Annotated in this window: 21 protein-coding genes and 1 pseudogene; 13 read left to right on the top strand and 9 right to left on the bottom strand. The window is 41.5% G+C overall.

Going from position 1 to position 26,466, the window contains the following annotated elements; all coding sequences use genetic code 11:
* Positions 1–5 precede the first annotated feature (5 nt).
* Positions 6–236, top strand: coding sequence for a hypothetical protein (locus ACJJVX_RS02860; protein WP_054204073.1), 231 nt, complete (start codon positions 6–8; stop codon positions 234–236).
* A complete protein-coding gene (locus tag ACJJVX_RS02855) occupies positions 236–1,387 on the top strand; it encodes a cytochrome-c peroxidase (RefSeq protein ID WP_054452347.1) in 1,152 nt (383 codons plus the stop codon). The genes ACJJVX_RS02860 and ACJJVX_RS02855 overlap by 1 nt, the downstream gene beginning before the upstream one ends.
* Before the next feature lie 120 nt (positions 1,388–1,507).
* On the opposite strand, the gene der is transcribed toward ACJJVX_RS02855, so the two are convergent.
* The 9 genes from der to ndk all read right to left on the bottom strand — a co-directional run bounded on the left by der (position 1,508) and on the right by ndk (position 12,241).
* Entirely contained in the window at positions 1,508–2,971 is a 1,464-nt protein-coding gene (der, locus tag ACJJVX_RS02850; RefSeq protein ID WP_054204076.1) for a ribosome biogenesis GTPase Der, read from the bottom strand.
* Between the two features lie 73 nt (positions 2,972–3,044).
* A complete protein-coding gene (gene bamB / locus ACJJVX_RS02845; RefSeq protein WP_054204077.1) occupies positions 3,045–4,223 on the bottom strand; it encodes an outer membrane protein assembly factor BamB in 1,179 nt (392 codons plus the stop codon).
* Between the two features lie 10 nt (positions 4,224–4,233).
* Positions 4,234–4,854 carry a tetratricopeptide repeat protein gene (locus tag ACJJVX_RS02840; protein ID WP_054204078.1) on the bottom strand — a complete coding sequence of 207 codons (621 nt, stop codon included), beginning with the start codon at positions 4,852–4,854 and terminating at the stop codon, positions 4,234–4,236.
* An 18-nt stretch (positions 4,855–4,872) separates the two neighbouring features.
* Entirely contained in the window at positions 4,873–6,153 is a 1,281-nt protein-coding gene (gene hisS / locus ACJJVX_RS02835) for a histidine--tRNA ligase (RefSeq protein WP_054204079.1), read from the bottom strand.
* 127 nt (positions 6,154–6,280) lie between these two features.
* Complete coding sequence (gene ispG, locus ACJJVX_RS02830; protein WP_054204080.1) at positions 6,281–7,399, bottom strand: flavodoxin-dependent (E)-4-hydroxy-3-methylbut-2-enyl-diphosphate synthase; 1,119 nt, start codon at positions 7,397–7,399, stop codon at positions 6,281–6,283.
* Positions 7,400–7,404: 5 nt separating this feature from the next.
* Complete coding sequence (locus ACJJVX_RS02825) at positions 7,405–8,313, bottom strand: RodZ domain-containing protein (RefSeq protein WP_064435515.1); 909 nt, start codon at positions 8,311–8,313, stop codon at positions 7,405–7,407.
* Complete coding sequence (gene pilW / locus ACJJVX_RS02820; RefSeq protein WP_405630032.1) at positions 8,310–10,382, bottom strand: type IV pilus biogenesis/stability protein PilW; 2,073 nt, start codon at positions 10,380–10,382, stop codon at positions 8,310–8,312. Before pilW ends, ACJJVX_RS02825 begins: the two co-directional genes overlap by 4 nt.
* A 108-nt stretch (positions 10,383–10,490) precedes the next feature.
* Positions 10,491–11,624 (bottom strand): bifunctional tRNA (adenosine(37)-C2)-methyltransferase TrmG/ribosomal RNA large subunit methyltransferase RlmN, encoded by a 1,134-nt coding sequence (locus ACJJVX_RS02815; protein WP_054204083.1) that lies wholly within the window; start codon positions 11,622–11,624, stop codon positions 10,491–10,493.
* 185 nt (positions 11,625–11,809) lie between these two features.
* Entirely contained in the window at positions 11,810–12,241 is a 432-nt protein-coding gene (gene ndk, locus ACJJVX_RS02810; RefSeq protein ID WP_054204084.1) for a nucleoside-diphosphate kinase, read from the bottom strand.
* A 298-nt stretch (positions 12,242–12,539) separates the two neighbouring features.
* Here ndk and ACJJVX_RS02805 point away from each other — a divergent pair, with 298 nt between their 5' ends.
* The 11 genes and pseudogenes from ACJJVX_RS02805 to ACJJVX_RS02755 all read left to right on the top strand — a co-directional run bounded on the left by ACJJVX_RS02805 (position 12,540) and on the right by ACJJVX_RS02755 (position 26,228).
* Positions 12,540–13,127, top strand: coding sequence for a hypothetical protein (locus ACJJVX_RS02805; protein WP_054204085.1), 588 nt, complete (start codon positions 12,540–12,542; stop codon positions 13,125–13,127).
* 215 nt (positions 13,128–13,342) lie between these two features.
* A complete protein-coding gene (yegQ, locus tag ACJJVX_RS02800; RefSeq protein ID WP_054452681.1) occupies positions 13,343–14,737 on the top strand; it encodes a tRNA 5-hydroxyuridine modification protein YegQ in 1,395 nt (464 codons plus the stop codon).
* A 605-nt stretch (positions 14,738–15,342) separates the two neighbouring features.
* On the top strand, positions 15,343–16,221 hold the full coding sequence (locus tag ACJJVX_RS02795; protein WP_054204086.1) for an NAD(P)-dependent oxidoreductase: 879 nt from the start codon (positions 15,343–15,345) through the stop codon (positions 16,219–16,221).
* A gap of 118 nt (positions 16,222–16,339) precedes the next feature.
* On the top strand, positions 16,340–18,598 hold the full coding sequence (locus ACJJVX_RS02790; RefSeq protein WP_405630028.1) for a polysaccharide lyase 6 family protein: 2,259 nt from the start codon (positions 16,340–16,342) through the stop codon (positions 18,596–18,598).
* Positions 18,599–18,653: 55 nt separating this feature from the next.
* Positions 18,654–20,816, top strand: a complete 2,163-nt coding sequence (locus ACJJVX_RS02785) for a heparinase II/III family protein (RefSeq protein ID WP_405630311.1) — start codon at positions 18,654–18,656, stop codon at positions 20,814–20,816.
* Positions 20,817–20,827: 11 nt separating this feature from the next.
* Positions 20,828–21,175, top strand: a complete 348-nt coding sequence (locus tag ACJJVX_RS02780; protein ID WP_405630026.1) for a cupin domain-containing protein — start codon at positions 20,828–20,830, stop codon at positions 21,173–21,175.
* 1 nt (position 21,176) lies between these two features.
* The gene (locus ACJJVX_RS02775; protein ID WP_405630023.1) at positions 21,177–22,475 is read left to right on the top strand and encodes an MFS transporter; all 1,299 of its coding nucleotides are present in this window, start codon (positions 21,177–21,179) and stop codon (positions 22,473–22,475) included.
* 65 nt (positions 22,476–22,540) lie between these two features.
* Complete coding sequence (locus tag ACJJVX_RS02770; RefSeq protein WP_054452332.1) at positions 22,541–23,467, top strand: sugar kinase; 927 nt, start codon at positions 22,541–22,543, stop codon at positions 23,465–23,467.
* An 84-nt stretch (positions 23,468–23,551) separates the two neighbouring features.
* Positions 23,552–24,172 (top strand): bifunctional 4-hydroxy-2-oxoglutarate aldolase/2-dehydro-3-deoxy-phosphogluconate aldolase, encoded by a 621-nt coding sequence (gene eda / locus ACJJVX_RS02765; RefSeq protein WP_054204092.1) that lies wholly within the window; start codon positions 23,552–23,554, stop codon positions 24,170–24,172.
* A 10-nt stretch (positions 24,173–24,182) separates the two neighbouring features.
* Positions 24,183–25,260: pseudogene (gene fbaA, locus ACJJVX_RS02760) on the top strand (class II fructose-bisphosphate aldolase).
* Positions 25,260–26,228, top strand: coding sequence for a class 1 fructose-bisphosphatase (locus ACJJVX_RS02755; RefSeq protein ID WP_054204094.1), 969 nt, complete (start codon positions 25,260–25,262; stop codon positions 26,226–26,228). Before fbaA ends, ACJJVX_RS02755 begins: the two are co-directional and overlap by 1 nt.
* The last annotated feature ends 238 nt before the right edge of the window (positions 26,229–26,466 follow it).

Below are 26,466 nucleotides of genomic sequence, written 5' to 3'. Positions count from 1 at the left end.
CTATTATGACATCACTACTTGTATTAACCCTTACGGCTACGCAGCTGTGCTATAACGCAGACGCTGACACGCACGCGATTAAAATCGAGCGGTTTATTTCTGAACCTGCAGCGCTACTGTCGGCAAGAAAAAAACGCGAAGATATGTGTATTGATATAAATGAATTACACATTGATGAAGTAAAAAAGCTTGTTGCAGCTGATGGTAAAACCTTCTCATTAGAAAAAAATAAGTAATGTGTAAACCCGCTTATTTATTTTTAGTTGTGTTAATAAGCGGGGCATTTAATTTAAGTGCTCAGCCTATTAACTTTGAATCTCTACGTGAGCAATACCTTCAACCTAGCGATAAGTGGCCAAAGCCTTTTTTAGACCCTGGTATTGCGCATCATGAGATTGGTTTATTACCAGCGATCACATTTCCTGAATCAAACCCTTTTTCAGTGGCTAAAATGCGACTAGGGGAAGCGCTATTTCACGATCCTATTTTATCTTCATCTAAGCATATAGCCTGTGCGAGTTGTCACGATAGAGATTTAGGTTGGGCAGATGGTCGTGAAGTGTCGTTTGGCCATAACCGTCGTTTTGGTAAACGTAATGCGCCCAGTATTGAAAATGCAGCGCTTTGGGAAACCTTATTTTGGGATGGCAGAGCAAGCTCATTAGAGCAACAAGCGTTAATGCCAATACAAGATAGCAACGAAATGAACTTTCGGCTGTTTGAGTTAGGGCTAAGGTTAAATATTAACGCGTACTATAAAAGTAAGTTCAATGAGGTGTTTGGCAAAAATATAATTGAAGTGAGTGATGTCGCAAAAGCGTTGGCGACTTTTCAACGGACTATTCGTTCACGTAATGCAGACTTTGATTATTTTATGCATGCAATTACGCAAGAGGACCCCAAAAAGAAGGACTTTTACGCTAAAAAATTAAGCGATCAAGCGTTGTGGGGGATGCACTTATTTAGAACCAAAGCGCGATGTATGAACTGTCATTCTGGCGCACTTTTTTCAGATAACAAATTTCACAATATCGGTCTTACTTACTATAAAAGGGAGTACGAAGACCTTGGATTATTTAACATCACCGGTATGCCTGATGATGTAGGTAAATTTAAAACGCCTAGTCTTCGTGGGGTGATGAACACTAAACCTTGGATGCACAATGGTTTATTTGCAAGCATGGAAGGTATTATCAATATTTATAATGCAGGAGGCGTACGGATCCCTAAGGACAAAAATGATGTGTTTTTCCCTGAAACATCACCCATTTTGCAGCCTTTATTACTGACCACAGAAGAAATGAAAGCGCTAGAGGCGTTTTTAAATGCCATTACAGCTCACCCAGCAAGAGGCCCGCATTTTTCATTCTTATCGCGATCAAAATGAAATGGTAAGTAAAAATTATAGTGAGCCATAAAAAAACCTTGTAGAGACGCACTCTACAAGGTTTAATTTTACAGCTTACAGCTTACAGCTTACAGCTTACAGCTTACAGCTTACAGCTTACTATTTATTGCGGTTTTCTTTACTAAACGCGCGGATCTTACGTTTTTGCGAAAGCGTTACTTTATTAGTACGTCCTGCAAATGGATTTTCGCCTTCTCTAAATTCAATTTTGATTGGCGTGCCCATAATTTTTAGTGCTTTACGGTAGTAGTTCATCAGGTAGCGTTTATAGCTATCAGGTAAATCATGTACTTGGTTACCGTGGATCACAATACGTGGCGGATTATAACCACCTGCATGGGCATATTTAAGCTTCACACGACGACCACGAACAAGCGGTGGCTGGTGATCGGCTTGTGCCATATCCATGATACGACGTAGCATAGCGGTGCTGATACGTTTAGTTGCTGAGGCATAAGCTTCGTCAATTGACTCAAATAAATGGCCAACCCCCGTACCATGCAAAGCAGAGATAAAGTGTAAGCGTGCGAAGTCAATAAAGCCTAAACGACGATCAAGCTCAGATTTGATACGGTCTTTGACGTAGTCATCCAGACCATCCCATTTATTCACGGCAATAACCAGTGAACGACCAGAGTTTAAAGCAAAGCCAAGTAAGCTTAAATCTTGATCAGAAATACCGTCACGCGCATCAACAACCAATAACACGACGTTACAATCTTCGATTGCTTGTAGTGTTTTGATCACTGAGAACTTTTCAACGACATCACTTACTTTTTTACGTTTACGAACACCAGCGGTATCGATTAATACGTACTCTTTTTCATTACGCGTCATTGGAATGTAAATAGAGTCGCGTGTTGTGCCTGGCATATCATAAACAATAACCCGCTCTTCACCCAATATACGGTTAGTTAGCGTTGACTTACCAACATTAGGGCGACCAATGATAGCCAATTTCACTGGCTTATCAGCAAACGCTTCTTGCTCAATCTCTTCGCCATCTTCAGCGTATAAATCTACAAGTTCTTCGTCATCACCAGTGCCATCATCATTTAATGCTGATAACTCAGCGATCACGGGCTGCAAAGTTTGCTCAAGTAACAAAGTGATACCGCGGCCATGTGCTGCAGCAATATGGTGTACTTCGCCTAACGATAATTGATAAAACTCAGCGCAGTTTGAATCGGCATCAATACCATCGGTTTTGTTGGCAACAACAAAGCTTTTCTTCTCTTGTTTGCGTAAATGGTTTGCAATGGCTTGATCAGCCACCGTCATACCTACGCGCGCATCAACTAAGAATAATACGATGTCAGCTTCTTCAATCGCGAGTAGCGATTGATCAGCCATCTCGATTTCAATGCCTTTTTCTGAGCCATCGATACCACCCGTGTCTACCACGATAAATTCATAGCCATCGTAATTAGCTTGGCCATATTTTCTATCTCGTGTAAGGCCCGGGAAATCGGCAACGAGTGCGTCACGAGTACGTGTTAAACGGTTAAATAATGTGGATTTGCCCACATTGGGTCGCCCAACTAGAGCGATCACGGGAAGCATAAACTACCTCTTAAAAAAACAACAAAGGCTTCGCAGTGCGAAGCCTTAAAAAAATACATTTAGTATTAGTAAGTTAGTTCGGAATTTTTACCGCACTTACTTCACCATCTCGGGTGTATAAAATCAGTTTGTCGTCCGCAACAACTGGCTCAACAAAGAAACCTGAACTGTCGAAGTCTTCACGCGATACAAGCTCGCCTGACTCTTTATTTAGCCAATGTAAGTAACCTTCTTGGTCGCCTAATGCTAAATAATTTCCTGCTACCGCAGGCCCTGTTAAATACCAACCACGAAGGGCCGGTTGACTCCAGCGTTCAATGCCAGAGCTTTTATCAAGTGCATATACAACGCCGTCACTATCTACTACATAGATAGTTTGTCCATCCATAGACATCTCACGGTAACTGCTGTACTCGCGTTTCCATACAACGTTACCTGAGCGAATATCAACAGCGGCTAAATTACCATTATAGGCAATAGCATACGCGTAAGGTCCGCTGATCAGTGGTTGTGTGTCAACATCAACTAGGCGTTCAAACTCTGATGAGCCTTTTGCTGTTGCTATTTCAGAACTCCATGCTGAGTAACCGCTTTCAGAAATAAATACACTTAGTTTGCCTGTTTCAAGGCCAACTAATACACCACCGTTAGCAACGGTTGGTGAGCTTTGCCCACGTAATGTTAGTGCTGGTACTTCTTGCTCATGACTCCAGCGCTCTTCGCCAGTATCAGGGTGTAGGGCAAGTAATTTACCAGAACCTAAATTAACAAAAATAAGGCCATCGCCTGCCGCTGGTTTAGATAATACTTCACCAGGGACTGTTTTACGCCAAACAATTTCACCTGTTTCACGGTCAAGCGCTGTTAAATAGCCGTGCTCAGAGCCGATAAATATTTTGCCATAAGCTTGTAAAATACCACCAGAGAGTTTTGCACTGACGTCACTTTCCCATGGCCAAAATGTTGTATTTTCACGTACGTCAGTTTGCCAAATAGTATCACCATTAACCAGTGATAGAGCTTCGACTTCACCTTCACGGTTTGCTACAAAAACACGATCATTGTAAATGGCTGGCGTAAGACGAGAAAAATAATGTTCTACACCATCGCCAATACTTTCTTGCCACACTACGTCGGTTTCAAATTGATTAACGATTTCAGGTAATACGAGTTCTTCTTCGTCATCGCTAGATGAGCAACCCATTAGGGTAGCCATACATAAAGCGATACTTGCTGCTGTTAATTTTTTCATGGTAACCCCTTTATGCCGCTGGGCTAGTTACTGCCAAGTCATCAAGTTTGATTTGCAATAATGGGTTATTCTCAAGGCCACCTGCATCTGCGGCACTTTGATACGCCGTACGAGCTTGCTCTTGTTTACCTTGAGCTGTGTAAACATCACCTTGTAACTCAGCCACTGCAGCTGCAAATGCAGGCGATAGCGTGGTATTTAATGTTGTTAATGCTTGGTCATATTGCTGTTGTGCAATTTGAACTCGTGCTAAACGTGTCGTCGCAGTTGCTTTTAAGTCGCTATTAGCAACGTTGCTGATAATCCAGTTTAATTTTTCGCTGGCAACATCTAATTTATCTTGTTCAACGGCTTCTTTTGCAGCAACAAAAGCGGCAAGTACGCTGTAGTTAGTATCTTTATTATCAGCGATAAACTGATCAGCAGCACCAAGAACTTCGCCACCTTCGACTAGTTGAGTGTAGGCATCTGATGCGGATTCAGCCGTGGTTAGTTGATTCTGGTTATAGGCTTTCCAGCCATACAAACCACCTAAACCAACAATTACGCCAAGCGCAAGTGATAGGCCATTTTCACGGAAAAAGCGCTTAATTGCTTCAGCTTGTTGTTCTTCTGTTGAATAAATATCCATTCTTACCTCTTATACTATTTAGCTTTGCACAAGCTCAGCTAACAGCGTTTTAATTTGTTCTAATTCTAATGTGACTTGCTCTTTACGTTCTCGTAAATATTTAACAGTCACAACGCCTTGTTCTAATTCGTCATCGCCAATGATCAGTGCAACCACTGCATCACTTTTATCGGCACGTTTTAATTGCTTTTTAAAGTTACCACCACCTGCGTGAACCATAACTCGCAGGCCAGGTACTTCAGCACGTAATTTAGCCGCAATAAGTGGCGCTTGAATACTTGCTTTATCGCCCATTGCCGCCAAATATACATCAGCATTACGGCGAATGTCACCAACACATTCTAAAGCTTGTAACAATAGTACTAAACGCTCAAGTCCCATAGCAAAGCCCACAGCAGGAGTGGCTTTACCGCCAAGCTGTTCAACTAAACCATCGTAACGCCCACCTGCACATACAGTACCTTGTGCACCTAGGCTGTCTGTTACCCACTCAAAAACAGTGCGGTTATAGTAATCAAGGCCGCGTACGAGCTTTTCATTAACCGTGTATATGACGCCAGCTGCGTCTAAACGTTCACATAAATTTTCAAAATGTGCTTTTGATTCAGCATCTAAGTGCTCAGACAGTTTAGGCGCATCAGTTAAGATGGCTTGTACGTCTGGGTTTTTACTATCAAGTACACGCAAAGGGTTTGAATGCATACGACGTTTTGAGTCTTCATCGAGTACATCAATATGTTGCTCTAAATAAGCAACTAATGCATCACGGTAATCAGCGCGCGCTTCATTCGAACCTAAAGAATTAAGCTCTAAACGAACGTGTTCATTAATACCAAATGCTTGCCATAATTGTGCAGTTAGTAATATCACTTCTGCATCAATATCAGCACTGGCAATACCAAACGTTTCTAAACCAAACTGATGAAATTGACGATAACGGCCTTTTTGCGGACGCTCATGACGAAACATTGGGCCCATATACCAAAGGCGTTGCTCTTGGTTATACAGTAAACCGTTTTGGTTACCTGCACGAACACACACTGCAGTACCTTCAGGGCGCAAGGTTAGTAAGTCGCCATTACGATCTGCAAAGGTATACATTTCTTTTTCTACAATATCGGTTACTTCACCAATAGAGCGCTTAAAAAGATCGGTTGATTCTACAATTGGAAAACGAATTTCTTGATAACCGAACGATGCTACCGTCTCGCGTAAAATGTTTTCTACTTTCTGCCAAACTTGTGTATCGCCTGGCAGACAATCGTTCATACCGCGAACTGCCTGAATTTGTTTTGCCACTGATAAATCCTAAAAACTGTTTTTGTGTAATAAATAAAAGACTACACAACAAGAATGCTAAAAATTGACCCGCCATTATAGCTGGCATGCGTGCGGCAAACCACCCAGTTTGCCGACTATATTGACTTTATTCGACGATTTTTATGTCAATTGGGGTCTGTTTTTCTTTTTCGGCGATAAAGTCACGTACATAACCTTCGAGCTGATCAACAATATTGTTGTTATCAATGCGGGCTTTTTGGCGCTCACCATTGATATAAAGGCCTGAACGGCGGTTTGCACCGGCTAAACCAATGTCACTGACAAGTGCTTCACCTGGGCCATTTACTACGCAACCAATGACCGATACCGACACCGGCTCGATGATATCTTCCAAGCGTTCTTCAAGTGCATTCATGGTGCTAACCACATCAAACTCTTGGCGAGAACAGCTTGGGCACGCAATAAAATTAATCCCACGAGAACGAATTCGTAATGATTTTAGAATATCAAAACCGACTTTGATTTCTTGCACAGGATCAGCCGCTAAGGAGACACGTAAAGTATCGCCAATGCCCTCGGCAAGTAACATACCTAAGCCAACTGCAGACTTAACTGAGCCAGAACGCATGCCGCCAGCTTCTGTAATACCAAGATGTAAAGGTTGGTCAATTTCTTTCGCGAGCAGGCGGTATGCGCCAACCGCTAAAAATACGTCAGAGGCCTTTACTGATATTTTAAATTGGTCGAAATCGAGGCGGCGCAAAATATTCACATGGCGCATGGCTGATTCAAGCAAAGCCTCTGGTGTAGGCTCGCCATATTTTTCTTGCAAATCGCGCTCTAACGAGCCGCCATTAACACCAATACGAATGGGAATATTGTGCTCACGAGCAGAGTCAACGACCGCACGAATACGTTCTTCGCTGCCGATATTGCCCGGATTAATACGCAGGCAATCTACACCATATTTCGCTACTTTGAGCGCAATACGGTAGTCAAAATGAATGTCTGCGACAAGCGGGATAGTTACTTGCTCTTTTATACTTCTAAATGCGTCGGCCGCATCCATGGTTGGCACAGATACGCGCACAATATCTGCGCCCGCATCTTGAATTGCCTGAATTTGTGCAACGGTTGCATCAACATCCATAGTATCGGTGTTGGTCATTGACTGCACGGCAATCGGGGCACCATCACCTATAGGTACATTACCTACATTTATACGCGTTGACTTTCTGCGTTTGATTGGAGATTCTGAAAACATAGCGACTACTCTGCTAGTGGTAAATTAAATTTGGCTAAACGGTTTTGTGGAAAATGTGATATATCAATAGCATCACCGTCTAATGTGATATCAATAACTTGGTGTTTGCCCAAGACGACAGAAAAAGGTGGTTTTCCTGATACCGTCATCACATAACCTGCTTTTTTCACACCAAAGGCGACTTTATCGCCTTCACCGTCGTGTATTTCTACCCAACTCTCTTGATTAAAGCGCATAACAATTGTGCTTAAAGCATTTTCTTTATCAGCTGTCGCTGTTTGCGTCGCTTTGCTACTTGGAAACGATACTTGTGATGCCGAAAGCCTCATTTGTTCTATTTTAGTGCGTTTTTCGTCATCTGGTAAAACGCTGTCCTCATTAGCGTCATCGGCTGTAAAATCAGCATTGGTAATATCACGTTCTTTAAGTTCAGTTGTGTTTTTTGGTACTTGGTTTTCTTCATCACTACCGAGTGTATTATTTAATAATGGTGTAACCACTGACTCTTTGATGGGAGTGGCATTTTGCCACCACCAAAGTGCAGAAGAACCAATAACAATGGCTAAAATTGCATAGCTAACCAGCATTAGACGGCTATCGTTTGCTTCTTTTTCTGTGCGTTTTGAAAAACTTTGCATATTGCTTTTTTTAAGCACTTCGGGTTGTTCAGGAAACAAATTCATCACTGCTGTTTTATCTAAATTAAATTCACGGCAGTAGCTTTTTGCATACCCTTTAGTAAAGGTTGCAGGGCCAAGAAGAAGATGGTCGTCGTTTTCCAAGTGCTGCAATTGCAATACGGATAATTTTAATTTATTTGCTAGCTCTTCACGGCTAACATTGGCCTGCTCTCGGGCATTTTTTAAAGTCTGACCAAGAGTGATCGGCGTTGATTCAGTATTTTCATCATTCATAAAGCGTATGATTCAGGATCCACTAGTAACAGTCTATGCCCAGGTTTAAGTGCAACATCCGGGCTTAATTTATTCCATCGCATTAACTGATCAATTAATAAACGACGCTCAGTGGCAATACTGTATAAGGTATCACCAGTGTTAATTTTGTAATAAATATTGGGGTCATTGAGGTAAATATTAGTCCCATTGGCCACCCGATCAGATTCTCTTAGACCATTCCATTGGAGTAACTTTTGTAGTTTAACATTGTATCGTACAGAAATGCTAAATAGGTTTTCACCATCTTGTAGAACATGGTAAGGAGTTGTTAGTTGAGGGACGCGAGAGTTGAGCATAGGTGCTTGATTGTATTGCTCAGTGCCAGAGAAGCGTACTTCAGGTTGATTGCTATAACGTTCATTTTGCCCTGCAAATACAGCTTCATTACGCTGCGGTTGATAAAATACCACCTTTTCATCTTCACTCAATTCACTTGAAAACTGAACTTGGTTGGTTGGTGCAGCTTGGCTTGAGTTGTTGTTCGTGTTGTTATTGGTACTGGGTGCGCCAAAAGAAACAATTTTAATGCCATCTTGAGGGGGCGTTTCTTTTTTTGTAACAGGCTTGGTATCGACACTTACAACAGTAGGGACATTTTTATTTACTACTGGCTGTGTTATTTGTTGATTAGCGGCTAAATGCACCGTTGGCACTGCTAATGTTGGCTCAGGTGCTTTCTCAACAATCACGTCTGGTATTATTACAGAAGTAGCTGTGTGTTCTATTGGCGTATCAGGTGTCTCATTTTTGTCTGGTGTTAAGGCTAATGCAGACATGACAGCAGCGGCATCATTATTTTTTTGTACTTGTTTAACAACCTGCGTTGGTGGCGTCACTATTGCAGGCTGCTCTTCGGTTACATTGGTTTCTATAATCGCCAATGCTGCTAGTACAGCACCTGTATCAACTGGAGGGCTGCTAATATTAACCGGTTGCTTGGTAATTGTTTCAGTAGACTTCAGCTCAACTTCCGTAACAGGCTCGGCCTTTGTGGGCTCTGCAGGCACAGTTAATAAAGCAGAATTTAAGTCATTAGAACTTGCTCGTACAACGTCATTTTTTTGCGTTGTTACAGAGTCAATACTTGTTGGCTTATTGATTGCCTGCGCCGCTGTGGTTTTTGGCGGCGCTTTTTTCTTTTTTACAATGCGCATTTTTGGCGCTGAGTTAAAAGTGCCACTTGGGCTATTTTCTTTTAACTCGTCTAATTTTGCTTGCCGATATTGTAAGCGCAATATTTCAAATTCACTGCGTTTGATTCGTTGTTCACGAATAAGCACCGCTTCATTTGTTGTAGGGTAGGTTTGCAGTATCGTTGCGGCAGTGGTTTCAGCTTTTTCGATATGCCCCATACGTTGTTCTATCAAATAACTTAAAAACAACGATCGAGACGATATTTGCCCTGAATTTTCATAACGTTCAAGGAGTGCTTGTGCTTTATGTAAGTCACTTTTGGCATAATATAAAGCAGCTAAACTAATGAGTGACGATGCACGCATTGAACTATGTTTTATCGCTGATATGAAATACTTCTCGGCATTATCAAAATCGTCAAATTCTATTGCACATAATGCTAAGTTTTCATAACTTTCAGCAACCCGAATATAGCTCGGGATCGAAATTGCTTTAAGTAATTGCTCTGTGGCGCGGTCATATTCATCAATGCCACACAAAAATACACCATAGTTATTACGTGTATTTGGATCATCAGGGTTTATTTCAAGTGCTTTTTGGTAGGATTTATCAGCAAGTATATTCTCACCGACTTGCTGGTAGTAATAAGCAAATGAATAGTGTACTTCGGGTAAGTTTGGCGCGAAAGATGCGGCTCGCTCGAGGTTATACTTTGCTTGTGAATTATTACCAGTATTTAAATATTGAAGAGCAAGAGCGATACGCGTGCGTGCTGCACCGACATTGTTGATTTTATTTTCGACAACGGGTTTGTCATTGCCATCATAACTATTCTCAGTCACACAGCCTGTTAGAGCAAGTACGCTGACAGTTAAAGCAAGTAAGGATCGCATTTCCTAATCTCTTTATTATTATCCATATATTGTGCCTATCTTACCTAAAAGCACTCGTGTTGCATCAATTATTTACTCAACACAGGTGCTTTTGGTTTTTTAGATAAGTTAAGCTTGGTGAATATTCACCGAAATAGCATTATCGTCACGCATTTTCTTTTTCGCTAAACGTTTAGTACGGTCAACAACATCACCCACTAATTGGCCGCAGGCTGCATCAATGTCGTCACCACGAGTACGACGAACAATACAGGTAATACCCGCTGCTTGTAACACTTTTGAAAAGCGATCAATACGGCTATTACTTGAGCGTGTATATTCGTTACCCGGGAATGGATTAAACGGAATAAGGTTCACTTTAGACGGGGTGCCTTTTAGCGTTTTAACTAACTCATGGGCCTGATCTGTGCTGTCATTAATACCGTTTAGCATTACATACTCAATGGTTACGTCTTTATTAGCTTTAGATCCATCAATGTAACGACGACATGCAGCTAAAAACTCTTCAATCGGGTATTTTTTATTGATTGGCACTAAAATATCACGCAACGCGTTATCAGGCGCATGCAGAGAAATTGCCAATGCAACGTCGATTTTTTCTTTTAATAAATCAAGTGCAGGTACAACACCAGACGTACTTAACGTAACGCGGCGCTTAGATAAACCAAAGCCCCAATCGTCCATCATTAATTCCATTGCTGGCACAACGTTTTTAAGATTAAGTAATGGCTCACCCATACCCATCATTACGACGTTAGTGACAGGGCGTTTTTCACTATGACCATCAAGGCCAATATCTTTAGCAACGCGCCAAACTTGGCCAATGATCTCAGATACTTTTAAGTTACGGTTAAAGCCTTGTTGTGCAGTAGAGCAGAATGTACATTCAAGCGCACAACCTACCTGTGAAGATACACATAAAGTTGCGCGTTCTTTTTCAGGGATCCAAACAGCTTCAACTTCTTGGCCGCCTTCAAGTATAAGCGCATACTTAATCGTGCCGTCACTGGCTTGCTGGCGTACAGTGATCTCAGGTGCAACAATTTCGCATTCAGCTTTAAGTTTTTCTTTTAGCTTTTTGTTTACGTTGCTCATGTCGTCAAAGTTATCAACGCCAAAATGATAAATCCATTTCATCACCTGGTCACTACGAAACGGTTTTTCACCGAACGATGCAAATAGTTCGCGCATTGCTTCTCGGTTTAAATCTAATAAATTAATCTTTTTTTGCTCGGTGGTCATGAAACAACCTTAATCAGTGACGGTGGTGATAAAAATTTACAAGGGCGAATTGTACACAATTCACACACTTTAATCATTAAGTAAAACATCATAAATAGAGTGTTTAATACTTTACATAATGACTAAAAAAGGGCTCGAAAGCCCTTTTCATACTTTGCATCACAGGGTTAGCTGTGAAACTCGAATTAACGAGTACGTGGGCAAAGCTCTTCGTCAGCGAAGAAATACGCGATTTCGCGAGCAGCAGATTCAACAGCATCAGAACCGTGAACAGCATTTTCGTCGATGCTATCAGCGTAGTCTGCACGTAAAGTGCCAGCTAGTGCTTCAGCTGGGTTAGTAGCACCCATGATTTCGCGATTTTTAAGAACAGCGTTTTCGCCTTCAAGAACTGTAACCATTACTGGACCAGATGTCATGAAAGATACTAAAGCACCAAAGAAAGGACGCTCGCTGTGCTCTGCGTAGAAACCTTCAGCTTTCTCTTGTGAAAGGTGAACCATTTTAGCTGCAACGATTTTAAGGCCAGCAGATTCGAAACGGTTGTAGATAGCGCCAATGTGGTTTTTTGCAACTGCATCAGGTTTTACGATTGAGAAAGTACGCTCTAAAGCCATCTTTATGCTCCAATAATTTTAAGTAAAAGTGTGAATATTAACGGGCACGAATTATACGCGCTTTAGGAGGTAATGCCTAGTATTATTAAAAACGAGCAAAATGACAATTAGACCGTTTCAAAGAATAGGAGGAAAATGATTTTAGTTTTCTAGGTTGATTTTGATGACGTTTTGTTAATTATTGTTACCTTTTGTGTTGCTTTGTTAATTTTAAGGTGAGTTGTTGCTGGGGGTAAAAATGTACTGTAAGTTTAGTCGCTCTATAGGATTTTTTTCTTACACCAAGGAGATGATAAAAATGAAAAAGTTATTAGTGATTGCGCTGTTAGCCAGCTTTATTACAGCGTGTGGTTCAGACAACGAGGCTGCATTAGAATGCCCGCCTACAGCGATTGCAATTGATATAAATGACATTGAATTAGCGGTTAATAATGGCCAGTACCAAGCGAACACTTTAATTTCTTACGACAAAATCAACGTATCATTTGAAGCCTCAGGCACCAATGTTTACAGTGCCGGTAACGAATTCGATGAAAACAAAACGTATGCTGAAAATTGCGTAACCTTGCCTGTTGTTATCCCGGCTAATAATAAATTAACCAAGCTTAATGTTTATTCGTCCGCTGACTTTAGTGCTGACTTAACAGCTGGCAGCAGTTTAAACGATGTGTTTAGTGTCATTGAATTTAATATTGAGAATAGTCAAGAAGCGGTTACAGTTACAAAAGTGCAAGAGTTACTGCCCGTTATGATGCAAAGGTACTTTAATTTTACACTAAATACAGCGCCTGAATTTGAAAGCAGCCATGTGTTTTATATCGAAATTAGTTTAGACAACGGTAAGCAGTTTTTACTAGAGACCCCTGAGGTTTTACTTTCTAACTAACTGGCACACCTCACTGTATGGTTAACATCTCAGCTGTAAAGGCTCACTTGCTATTGCAGCTGAGATAATTTAAAAAAGAATAAGACGGGTTTGATTGATTCTGATCAACATAAAGCTACCTTAAACGCCATACACTCTCGCGCTTCATTTAATCTCAATTTTCATGCAACTGATTTGCACTCAGTTCGATGTATGGAGCGCGCATGCCGTCAGCTATTTCTACCCCTAATTCATCTACCCCAGATCTTTTTGTGCCTGAGTTGCTATCGCCAGCAGGCAGTTTAAAAAATATGCGTTACGCATTCGCCTACGGTGCAGATGCCGTGTATGCGGGGCAGCCTCGTTACAGTTTACGGGTGCGAAATAATGAATTTGATCTCGATACCCTTAAAATAGGCATTAACGAAGCTCACGCACAAGGTAAAAAGTTTTATGTGGTATCAAACATCGCGCCGCACAACGCTAAAGTTAACTCTTACCTGCGTGATATTGAACCTGTGATAGCTATGAAACCGGATGCGTTGATCATGTCAGATCCTGGTTTAATCATGCTAGTTCGTGACAAGTGGCCCGATATGCCCATTCATCTATCGGTACAAGCGAATGCGGTAAACTTCGCAAGCGTTAAGTTTTGGGCAAAGCAGGGCATAGAACGCGTTATTTTATCGCGCGAATTATCACTTGAAGAAATCAGCGAAATTCGCACACTGTGCCCAGAAACAGAGCTCGAAGTATTTGTACATGGCGCACTATGTATGGCGTATTCAGGGCGTTGCTTGCTCTCGGGTTACATAAACAAGCGGGATCCTAACCAAGGTACTTGCACTAATGCATGTCGTTGGGAGTACGACGTAAAGCCCGGCACTGAGAACGAAACCGGTGAGATGGTACATAAAATTGATCCGAAAGATGTGATCCCGACACTTGGCGAAGGCGCACCGAGCGACGACATTGTGATGCTTGAAGAGCAAGGCCGCCCTGGTGAATATATGCCCGCGTTTGAAGACGAGCACGGCACTTACATCATGAATTCAAAAGATTTACGCGCCGTACAATACGTAGATCAGTTAACAAAAATGGGCGTGCACAGCTTAAAAATAGAAGGGCGTACTAAATCATTTTATTATGTAGCGCGTACCGCACAGGTTTATCGCAAAGCCATTGATGATGCCGTGGCAGGTAAACCCTTTGATGCCAACCTATTTAAAACACTTGAGAGTCTAGCACATCGAGGGTATACCGAAGGCTTTTTAAAACGCCACGCTCACCAAGACTACCAAAACTACGAATACGGCCATTCAGTGTCAGACAAACAACAGTTTGTTGGCGAAGTGCTTGGTCGAGATGAGCACGGGTTAGTGCAGATTGATGTGAAGAATAAGTTTTGCGTGGGCCACTCACTGGAGCTAATGACCCCGCTGGGTAACTTTAACTTTACACTGCAAGCGATGCAGAACAAAAAAGGTGAGAATATTACTGACGCCAAAGGCTCTGGCCACATCGTTAGTATCCTATTACCTGAAAGCATAAACTTAGAACATGCTATTTTGATGCGTAACTTGGATGAAAACCAAGATACCCGTAATCCGTTTAAAAAAGCCGTGGTTTAACCACGGCAATACGATTTAACTCTTTGTATTAATTCACCTCTTTCTGTAAAAAAATGTATCAATCTATTAAAGCTAATCCCTACTTTCACGATCCCTTATTTCTCGGTTAACAATTTACCTTTAAGCTCATACATGATTCTTTTGTTGATCTGAACGTATTTGGTAAGTTCAAACACAATCGAGATTTAAGAACTTACCACCTTACCACTTTGTAATTTTGTTATTACCAATTCTTTGGTTTTATCTCCTATCTATTGATCCTGGTTTTGCTTGCTACTTTTATTTATATTTATCAGTACTTTATTGGTTTTTGTTCTCCGCTTTTTTTACTTGTAGCTTTTTTAATTATGAAAACACTATAGTTTTATTATTACCTATTTAAATTATTGATATACAAATTGGTTGACAATATGCTTGCTGGGTAATACTGTTTTCATACGTTGATTGGTAAGTTTTTACGAGTGATGTATTTTACCTCTCAGCAAATTTTCAGAGTTTTACTACTATTAGGGAAACTCCAGAGGTTCAATAAAGCGAAGCTGTGTCACTGATACTTAGCTGATAAATAGCGTTGAAATAAACGCTCAATAATTTAGGAGTTATTCATGTCTAAACCAACAATTGGTTTCATTGGGCTAGGCCTTATGGGCGGCAATATGGTCGAGAACTTACAAAATAAAGGCTACGAGCTGGTTGTAATGGACCTTAATAAAGAGTCTGTTGCTAAATGTGTTGAGCGTGGCGCGAAAACGGTGGCCACAGCAAAAGAGCTTGCAGCCGCAGCTGACATTGTCATGCTGTGTTTAACAACATCAACAATTGTTGAAAAAGTCGTATACGCAGAAGATGGTTTGCTTGCCGGTTTTAAAGCCGGCTCAGTCCTTATTGATTTTGGTACATCAATTCCATCATCAACAAAGAAAATTGGTGCAGATCTCGCTGAAAAAGGCGTTGGTATGATTGATGCGCCATTGGGCCGTACGCCAGCACACGCTAAAGACGGGTTGTTGAATATTATGGCCGCAGGTGATTTAGAAACATTCAATAAAGTGAAGCCTGTGTTAGCAGAGCAAGGCGAGAATGTGTTTCATTTAGGTGAACTTGGTGCTGGTCACACAACAAAATTAATTAATAATTTTATGGGGATGACAACAGTGTGTGCAATGTCGCAAGCATTTGCAGTGGCGGATCGTGCAGGTGTTGATCGTCAACAATTGTTTGACATTATGTCAACGGGCCCTTCTAACTCGCCGTTTATGCAATTTTGCAAAAATTACGCTGTAGATAATGTAAGTGATTTGGGTTTTTCAATCGCAAATGCTAATAAAGACTTGGGTTACTTCCTGCAAATGGTGTCTGACCTTGGTACTGAATCGAAAATTGCAGAAGGTTCATCAGCTAATTTACAAGCAGCGTTTGATGCAGGCATGGGGCAAGGCAACGTACCTGAAATTTTTGATTACTTTAAAACACTAGATAAATAATTCTGGTTAATTTTAGGTGCTAGGCAAGATGTTTAGCACCTTTACACACACATATAAACACTGGGAAAGCGAGTTATCTTAATCGGGTAACAGTATAATCCAGTCAAACGAGTTAACTATGCGATTGATCAATCTAACTATAATAAAATTTAGCCTAGTTATCCTTGGTTGTATTTCAACAGCAGCAACAGCCAAAGACTACTTTGTTGATAATAAGCAAGCTTACACTGATATTGCCCAAGATTTAAAAGCGGGCGATACAGTTATTTTAAAAAATGGTACGTGGACAGATTTTGAGATTTTGTTTCAAGGTCAAGGCACAGAAACATCCCCTATTCAGTTGACTGCACAAACCAAAGGTAAGGTTTTTTTAACTGGTCAGTCTAACCTTCGCCTTGCTGGGGAGTATCTGCATGCCAGCGGTTTGGTATTTAAAAATGGCTTCACCCCCACTTCTGCAGTTATTGAGTTTCGCCGCAATAAAAATGAGCTAGCTCGTCATTCACGAGTTTCAGAAGTTGTAATCGATAACTATAACAATCCCGATAAGCGAGAATCAGATTATTGGGTTGCATTGTATGGCCAACATAATCGCTTTGATCATAACCATTTAGTGGGTAAACGCAATAAAGGCGTAACGGTTGCTGTACGTTTGAATAATAAACAAAGCCAAGAAAACTACCATCAGATAGACCATAACTACTTTGGTTATCGCCCGACGTTTGGTTCAAACGGAGGGGAAACGTTGCGCATTGGTACAAGCCATTACTCTTTGACGGACTCATTCACGCTTGTTGAGAAGAACTATTTTGAGCAAACGAATGGTGAAGTAGAAATTATTTCGATTAAATCAGGTAAAAACATTGTCCGTAACAATGTGTTTTTTGAAGCCCGGGGTACATTGACCATGCGCCATGGTAATGGGAACTTAATTGAAGAAAATATCTTTTTTGGTAATGGTGTAGATCATACCGGTGGGATTCGGGTTATCAATAAAGATCAAATAATCCGTAATAATTACCTTGAAGGATTAACTGGCTTTCGTTTTGGCAGTGGCTTTACTGTGATGAACGGCGTGCCTAATTCATCGATTAATCGATATCACCAAGTAGAAAACGCACAAATAGAAAACAATACGTTTGTTAACGTGCGGCATATTCAGCTAGCGGCAGGCAGTGATGCTGAGCGCAGTGCAGTGCCAATTAATAGTGTAATGAAAAACAACCTCATTATTAATGAAAATAACCAGCAACCTTTTACCGCGTTTGACGACGTAAGTGGCATTAAATTTACTGGTAATCTTACCAATACTGAGGTGCTTAGTGATGTAGCGTACGGTGTAAAGCGACAAGCCATATCACTTAAGCGAAATAAAGCTGGGTTACTTCTGCCAAACACAAATAAGTTTAACGCAGGTGCAAAAGCTAATTTAACTGTATTGGCTAAAGACCAAACGGGTGTTACTTGGTATGAAAAAGTGCCCGCTATTATCGCTTTTGACTCAGGTAAAACACGTAGAGTTAAAGGCTCTGCAAACGCATTACTGAACGCGATTGAAGCGGCTGAGTCTGGCGATGTGTTAGAACTGACTGGCGGGCAATACGATGTATCTAAGCTTGTTGCGATTGATAAAGTACTCACTATTAAAGCACACAAAAAAGGCAAGACAACACTGACATTTGAGCGCTCAACATTATTTGAAATTCATGATGGTGGCAGCTTAAAGCTCGATGGATTAATTATTTCAGGCAAAAGCAGCCCAGACTCCGCTGGCAACAGTGTAGTGAGGACGAAAAAGTGGGGCATGGTTAATAATTATCGCTTAATGATGATGAATAGCCAGATAACAGACCTTGATATAAACCATACTTTTGACTTTTTTAAAACCGGTAAAGGTGCGCTTGCTGATGAAATAACATTCACGAATAACACATTTAATAAAGTGTCTGGCGATATCCTCCGCTTAGACAGTGAAATTGAAGATTTAGGTATCTATAACGCGGATTATGTAACGCTTGTTGATAATCGCTTTAGCAATATCAATGGCAGTTTAATTAAGCTTTATCGTGGTGGCACTGATGAAAGCACGTTTGGTCCCCACTTGAGCATGACAGGTAACACCTTAACAAATGTAGGCCTTGGCAAACGCAATAAAAGCAATGCGAGTGTTTACCTCCATGGTGTGCAAGTTACGAATATAGATAACAATACCTTTGTTAAATCAGCACCTATTATTATTGAGCATACAGTGGGTGAGCCAAACACGATGATCATTAACAATACCTTCGATAGTACTGAACAGCCAAGTGTTACTGAGCTTAGAGTTGCAGGGCCGCACACGGCCACATTAATAAACAATAAAGTAATTAAGAATTAGTGGGGTGTTGTTGATGTCATTATCGAGCTTACAAACAAAATTAAAAGCGGGTGCTATGTCAGTTGTGCTTGCTGTCGCTTCATTTAGTTCGTTGGCTGCGCATCCTAATTTAGTGATCACGCAAAGCGATGTTGTCAAAATGCGTGGCGCACTTGATAGTCAAGGCTACTTTAGTGAACGCTATCACAGTTTAAAGGCGCAGGTTGATAAAGAAATTGCATTTCCAATTGTGGTGCCCGTGCCTAAAGATGGTGGCGGTGGTTACACTCATGAGCGCCATAAAAAGAATTATCAATTAATGTATCGTGCTGGGATTATTTATCAGCTTAGCCAACAACAAAAATACGCAAATTATGTTCGCGATATGTTACTTGAGTACGCAACACTTTATCCTAGCTTAGATGTACACCCGAAACGTAAAGTGAAATCACAAAACCCAGGGAAATTGTTTTGGCAAAGCCTAAATGAGGCAATGTGGTTAGTTTATACTATCCAAGCATACGATTTGGTTCATGATGCGCTGACAGATCAGCAAACTAATATTATTGAGCAACAGTTACTTCGTCCTGTTGCCTTATTCTTATCGCAAGGGCAACCAACAACATTCAATAAAGTGCACAACCATGGTACGTGGGCAACTGCTGGCGTAGGCATGGCGGGTTACGTTATGAACGAACCCGAATGGGTTGAAAAAGCGTTATATGACCTAGATAAGTCAGGTAAAGGAGGGTTTTTAAAGCAGCTAGATATGCTGTTCTCTCCACAAGGTTACTATAACGAAGGGCCTTATTACCAACGTTTTGCCTTATTGCCCTTTGTTACTTTTGCACAAGCGATTGCACACAATGAGCCACAACGAAAAATTGCTGAGCACCGTGATGGCGTGTTGTTAAAAGCAATAGATACTACCATTCAATTGAGCTACAACGGCTTATTTTTTCCTATCAATGATGCTATCAAGAGTAAAGGCATTGATACCATTGAGCTTGTACATGGTGTTACGGTTGCCTACAGCCTGACTAATGATACTGGCTACTTAGATATTGCAAAGCAGCAAGGGCAAATCATTCTATCAGGTGATGGCCTAAAAGTAGCACAGGCGCTTGATAAAGGTTTAGCAACACCTTACACGTTTAAATCAGTGGCATTTGGTGACGGCAGTGATGGTAAAGAAGGCGCATTAGTTATTATGCGTAGCCAACTTGATGGCGACCAAACACTGTTATTTAAGCCTGCAGCACAAGGTTTAGGGCATGGCCATTTCGATAAATTAACATGGCAGTTTTATGATAAAGGTGAAGAGATTGTCTCTGACTACGGTGCCGCGCGGTTTTTAAATGTGGAAGCTAAGTTTGGTGGCCGGTACTTGCCAGAAAATAATAGTTACGCTAAACAAACGGTTGCTCACAATACCGTGGTGGTTGATGAAACGAGCCACTTCAATGGTGACGTAGAAGTAGGCAATAAAAATGCGCCAACACTTAACTTTTTTGAAACGTCAAAATACGGCACAGTATCAAGTGGTGAAATTAGCACCGCTTATAAAGGTGTTGAGCTTGAACGCACATTAGCCCTAGTGAATCTAAAAGAGTTGAACAGTACAGTCGCTCTAGATTTATTTAGTGTAGTGGCAGATAAAGCGCATCAACTTGATTTACCGCTTCATTATAAAGGACAGCTTATTGATACCAACTTTAAGCTCAAAGCCAATACTAAACAGTTATCGGCGCTGGGTGACAAAAATGGTTATCAGCATCTTTGGTTAAAAGCAGGATCAACACCTAAGCAAGGATTAGCAAAGGTATCATGGCTGAACGACAATGGCCGCTTTTACACATCAACATCACTTGTTAATGGTGATGAATCCTTCTTATTCACTCAGATTGGTGCGACTGATCCTAACTTCAACTTACGCAATGAGCACGGTTTTATCCGCCGCGTATCAGGTACTAAGCAACATCAGTTTATTTCAGTACTTGAACCGCATGGTGAATATAACCCCAGTAAAGAATATACCTTAATGGCCCAAAGCAGAGTGACAAACTTAAAGCACTCACAGCAGGGTGAGATGGTACTTGTTGAGTTAGAAATAGCTAAAAAGCACTATTTGATCGCGATTAATAATGCGACGCTTGCGAGTAAAAAATCATTTAAATATCAACATCAATCATATTCATTAAACGGCCGTTTAGGCGTTTATTTAATGAACAACATTTAGGAGTATTTGCTATGAGTAAGCAAAGCAATCACTTTACATTTGCTAACGAAGTAGAAATTGAAGACTTAGGTAATGGCTTAAAGCGCCAAATGTTGGGTTATAACGAAGAGCTGATGGCGGTCAAGATTTGGTTTGCAGAGGGGGCAATTGGTTATAACCATGCACACCGTCATTCTCAAGTGACTTATGTTGTAGAAGGGGAGTTTCACTTTAATATTGACGGTGTAACTAAAATTTTAAAAACGGGCGATAGCTGTTTCATTCCTCCGTATGCTGATCACGGCGCAACGTGCCCGACGGGGGGAATTTTAATTGATACATTCAGCCCTGCGCGCGAAGATTTTTTAGAGGATAAATAACATGAAACTTCAAGGTTTGCGCTGGTGGGTCATTGCATTAATTGCGTTGGCAACCATTATAAACTACATCGACCGTCAAGCCTTAAGTGTGCTGTGGCCTGATATAGTAGAAGAATTATTCCCCAACGAATCTGCACTTGAGCGTAAGCAAATTTATGCCAACATTTCTATCGTGTTTGTATTTGCTTATGCGTTTGGCCAAGCTATTTTTGGTAAAATATTTGATTGGGTTGGTACGCGTTTTGGCTTTGTTCTGTCGATAGGTGTGTGGTCACTTGCCACCATTGCACATGCATTTGCACAGGGCGTTCTTAGCTTGAGTGTTTTTCGCGCCATTTTAGGTGTAGCAGAAGCGGGCAACTGGCCGGGCGCCGCAAAAGGGAATGCAGAATGGTTTCCAACCAAAGAACGGGCATTAGCACAAGGTATATTTAATTCAGGTGCAGCGATTGGCGGTATTATAGCGATCCCCCTTATTGCCTATCTAACGGTGTATTTTAGCTGGCAAATGGTGTTTGTCGCTGTGGGTATTATGGGTTTTTTGTGGTTAGTGCCTTGGTTAGTGTTAGTTAAAGCACCACCTGGATCACACCCGTGGCTTAGTGAAGAAGAAAAGCACTACATTTTATCTGGCCAGCGTCGTGAAGTGAATGATGAAGGACAAGAAGAGGAAGAATATAACCCTTCGACTAAAGAGCTGTTAAGCAGAAAGGAAAGTTGGGGGGTGATCATCGCATCAGCGGCAATTGACCCTATTTGGTGGTTATTTGTGTTCTGGATCCCAATCTATTTAAACGAAGTGTATGGCATGGATGTTAAATCTATTGGTATTTACGGTTGGGTGCCTTATGTGGGAGCCATGTTTGGCGCGTGGTTTGGCGGTTTGTTAGCGCAAAATCGTTTAAAAGCTGGTTGGAGTACAGATAAAACTCGTAAGCTAACGATCACCTTAGGCTGTTTGATCATGTTGCCTGCATTGCTTGCAATGGCGAACCCTGGCGAGCCTGTTGTCGCTGTTCTAATCATGGCCGTTATTCTATTCGGTTTTCAAACAGCGATAGGTAATGTACAGACTCTACCAAGTGATCTACTTGGCAAAAAAGCCGTCGGATCCTTGTCTGGTTTTTCAGGCATGGCGGCAAAACTCGGCGCTGTTGGCCTCACCTCTTTAGTTCCTTATTTAACCGCTGGCGGAAATTATACGCCTGCGTTTGTTATTGGTGCCTCTTTGGCTATTACTGCAATGTTGGCCGTCTGGATTTTGATTCCAAAAATTGAGCCTTTAAAAGCACCCAAGTAACAGCGTGTTTAGCGGCAGAGCAACCAAAATCCTGCCGCTTACTTACAACAAGGGTAAGTTAATAAATGAAAAAAATATTTTTTTTAGGCGAGTGTATGCTCGAGCTTAGAGCGATTGATGAGAGTACGCTCAACCAATCATTCGCAGGTGATGTATATAATTCTGCCGTGTACCTTAAGCGCTGCTTTAACAGTATTAACTCGGCAATTGTGACCGCATTGGGCACCGATGCAATCAGTCAAAAAATGCGCCACTGCTTTGTGCAAGAACAACTAGGTACACAATTAGTGTTTGCTCATTCAGATAAAGTGCCCGGTGTGTATTACATCGAAACAGATGATCAAGGAGAACGCAGCTTTACTTATTGGCGTAATGATTCAGCGGCAAGAAAGGTGATCGATTTTTATAATCCCACAGTTATTGATGAGCTTGCGTCAGGCGACATGCTTTTTTTCTCAGGAATATCGCTTGCTGTTATAGAGCCCGATACTCGCGCTATTTTTTGGCAATCCATTCATACTTTAAAAGCTGCCGGTGTGAAGGTTGTTTTTGATCCTAATTATAGAGCGAGATTATGGCAGTCTGTTGAAGAAACTAAGCAGCAGTATGCGCTTGCTTTTCAGTGTGCAGATATCACGCTACCGGGCGTAGAAGATTTACACGCTTTGTATGGGGTGGATTCGGTTGAAGATGTCCTTGCGCACCTTAGTGATTATGACATCAACGAAGTGGTTATAAAAAATGGCCCCGAATCAGTATTAACCATGGTTGATGGCCAATTACAACGCCACACAATTACACCGGTAGATAATGTTGTTGATACAACGTCAGCAGGCGATGCGTTTAATGGTGTTTACCTAGGAGCTCGGTTATCTGGGCTGCCAGTGTGTGAAGCGGTTAGTAAAGCCGCAAAAGCTGCTGCGGTCGTAATCCAACAGCCGGGCGCAATTACCGCAAAAGCGGTTTTCAATCAGGCTATGGCTGATTCGTAATATGTAACTTAAACAAAAAGGCCCCAATGTAATGCCTGAGTCTTTTTGTCTCAACACATAATAACTATTAAGAGAGATACAACTATGACTCGTTTTACTGAACTCATGTCAGGACAAACACTGCTACCTTTAATTCAAGCCGACAGTGTTGATCAAGGGGTGAATATAGCCAAAGCAATGGCGGCGGCAGGACTAGGTTTAGTGGAAGTCGTGTTACGCACGGATGCATCGTTAGCGACAATAAGGGCTATCAAGGAAGCCGTACCTTCATTAAAAGTGGGCGCAGGTACAGTCATCAATGCTGAAATTTTACAGCAGGCACTTGATGCGGGTGTTGATTTTATTGTTACTCCGGCGGTTTCACCTTTACTACTTGAATCATTAAAACAATGCTCAGTGCCCGTCGTGCCTGGTGTGTCTAACACCGCTGATATTTTACTTGCATTAGAAGCAGGTTTTACTGAGCAAAAGTTATTTCCTGCTTCATTATCAGGGGGCGCACCATTTTTGAAAGCAGTGTCAACCGTATTTCAAAGCGTTACATTTTGCCCAACAGGTGGGGTCAATGCGCAAAATAAACATGAGTACCTTGCTTTAGACAATGTAATTGCCGTCGGAGGTACTTGGGTTGCGCCTAAAGAGTGGGTTGAACAAGAAAACTGGCAGGCGATTACCGATGCCTGTGTTGAGGCAAACAAAGTATAAGGGATAGATAATGGGATCTTTACTAGCCAAAGTTAACCCCGGCGTAATTGTTGGAAATAATGTTACACAAGTATATGCGCATGCCAGAGAGCACCAATATGCGTTACCTGCGGTTAATGTTATTGGTACATCATCTATTAATGCAACCTTGAATGCAGCAAAAAAAGCGCAGTCGCCTGTTATTATTCAACTGTCGAACGGTGGCGCGCAATTTTTTTGTGGCAAAGGTCTTCTTACCTGAGCAACAAAGTGCAGTGCTTGGTGCTGTAAGTGCGGCTAAGTATGTTCATAGTGTCGCTGAGCATTATGGCGTGCCGGTTATGTTGCATACGGATCATGCTGCGAAAAAGTTACTGCCGTGGATTGATGGCTTGTTAGATGAAGGCGAACGTTATTTTCAGCAAACAGGGCAGCCTCTTTTTAGCTCACATATGATCGATCTTTCTGAGGGGCCATTAGAAGAAAATATAGCAATTTGTGAGCGTTATTTAGCGCGTATGGCAAAAATGGGCATGACCTTGGAAATTGAACTAGGGTGTACTGGGGGCGAAGAAGATGGCGTGGATAATAGCCACCTTGATAGCGCATCCCTTTATACGCAACCTAAAGAAGTAGCATACGCCTATGAAAGGTTAAGTAAAGTCAGTGCTAACTTCATTATTGCAGCCTCGTTTGGCAACGTTCACGGCGTTTATAAACCGGGCAACGTTGTTTTAACCCCCCGTATTTTAAAAGACTCACAAGCCTATGTTTCGCAAAAGTTTAACCTGCCCCACAATAGCTTAAATTTTGTATTTCATGGTGGTAGTGGTTCAGAGCAAGAAAAAATAACAGAGTCATTAACGTATGGCGTTGTAAAAATGAACATTGACACCGATACGCAATGGGCGTGTTGGGACGGCGTACTTAATTATTATCAAAACAATAAAAATTACTTACATAGTCAAATAGGTAACCCAGATGGCAACGATAAGCCGAATAAAAAATACTATGATCCGCGAGTGTGGTTAAGCCATTCAGAGCAAAACATGACGATGAGATTATTACAGTGTTTTACCGACCTTAATTGCGTTAATAGGTACTCATAATGAAACGACTAATCCCAGTTTTAAAAAATGATGGTGTGGAAACAGATTTAATTATGTTGATCCGCACTATTTTAGCGACCAGTAAAGAGATTGCATTTCGTGTAGGCCAAGGAGAACTTGCAGGGGTGTTAGGCTCTACGCTAGATGAAAATATCCAAGGTGAAGTACAAAAAAAGCTCGATGTGATTGCCAATCAGTTACTCAAAGATATGTTACTTGAGGAAGATTCGGTTGCTGCTATTGCCTCCGAAGAAGAAGATCATGCTGTGCCAGGTAATCCCGATGGTCGCTATATTGTTGCTTTTGACCCGCTCGATGGTTCTTCAAATATTGATGTAAATGGTCAAATCGGCACTATTTTTACCATTTATGCGAAGCGTGATGATGTGCCCCATGACAGTGATGAACAGTTTGTTCAAGCTGGTATAAAACAGCTGTGCGCAGGCTATGTGCTTTATGGCCCTTCCACTTTGTTAGTGATGAGCACAGGTGGCCCAACACGCTGTTATACGCTGGATTTAACTCATGGCGGCTTTTTGCTAACAACCCCTGAAATGACCGTTGCGCACGAAAGTAAAGAGTTTGCTGTGAATATGGCTAACTACCGCTATTGGCATGAAACTATTCAGACTTATTTCGATAACGTACTGTATGCGAGCCAAGCGTTTGAAAAAAGCTCAATGCGCTGGAGTGCCGCTATGGTAGGGGATATTCACCGTATTTTATCAAGAGGCGGCACATTTCTGTATCCAGAGGACAAACGTGCGGGTAATGACAATGGCAAAATAAGGCTACTTTATGAAGCCAATCCGCTGTCGATGTTGATTGAAAACGCAGGAGGACAAGCCAGTTCTCGTGGTCAGCGAATTTTAACCATAGAGCCACACAGTCTTCACCAGCGAGTAGCGGTTGTCATGGGGTCATCTTCTGCTGTGGCATTTTTTAATCGGACTGTTTATGAGTCATAACAAAACAGTGGTGTATTTTGAGGCGATGCGTTATGACAGGTGTTAATCAGATACAGCAAACCCCAGTGTAAGTTTAACGAGATCTTCTTTACTGGCATGAATACGACCAATGATAAACGGGTGTCAGTTTTGGTGCGCAACTCGGTGCTCATATTTGGCAAGCTGCCCGTTATGAATTGATTATTTGGTTAACCAATTTGTTTTTTTTGAATTTTACTACTGCTACATTAGTCTTAAA

The sequence above is a fragment of the Pseudoalteromonas sp. Ld20 genome (genome assembly GCF_045064175.1).
Classification (GTDB): domain Bacteria; phylum Pseudomonadota; class Gammaproteobacteria; order Enterobacterales; family Alteromonadaceae; genus Pseudoalteromonas; species Pseudoalteromonas neustonica.
The sequence above is the reverse complement of the archived record's forward strand: the minus strand, read 5'-3'. Positions and strand labels throughout refer to the sequence as shown.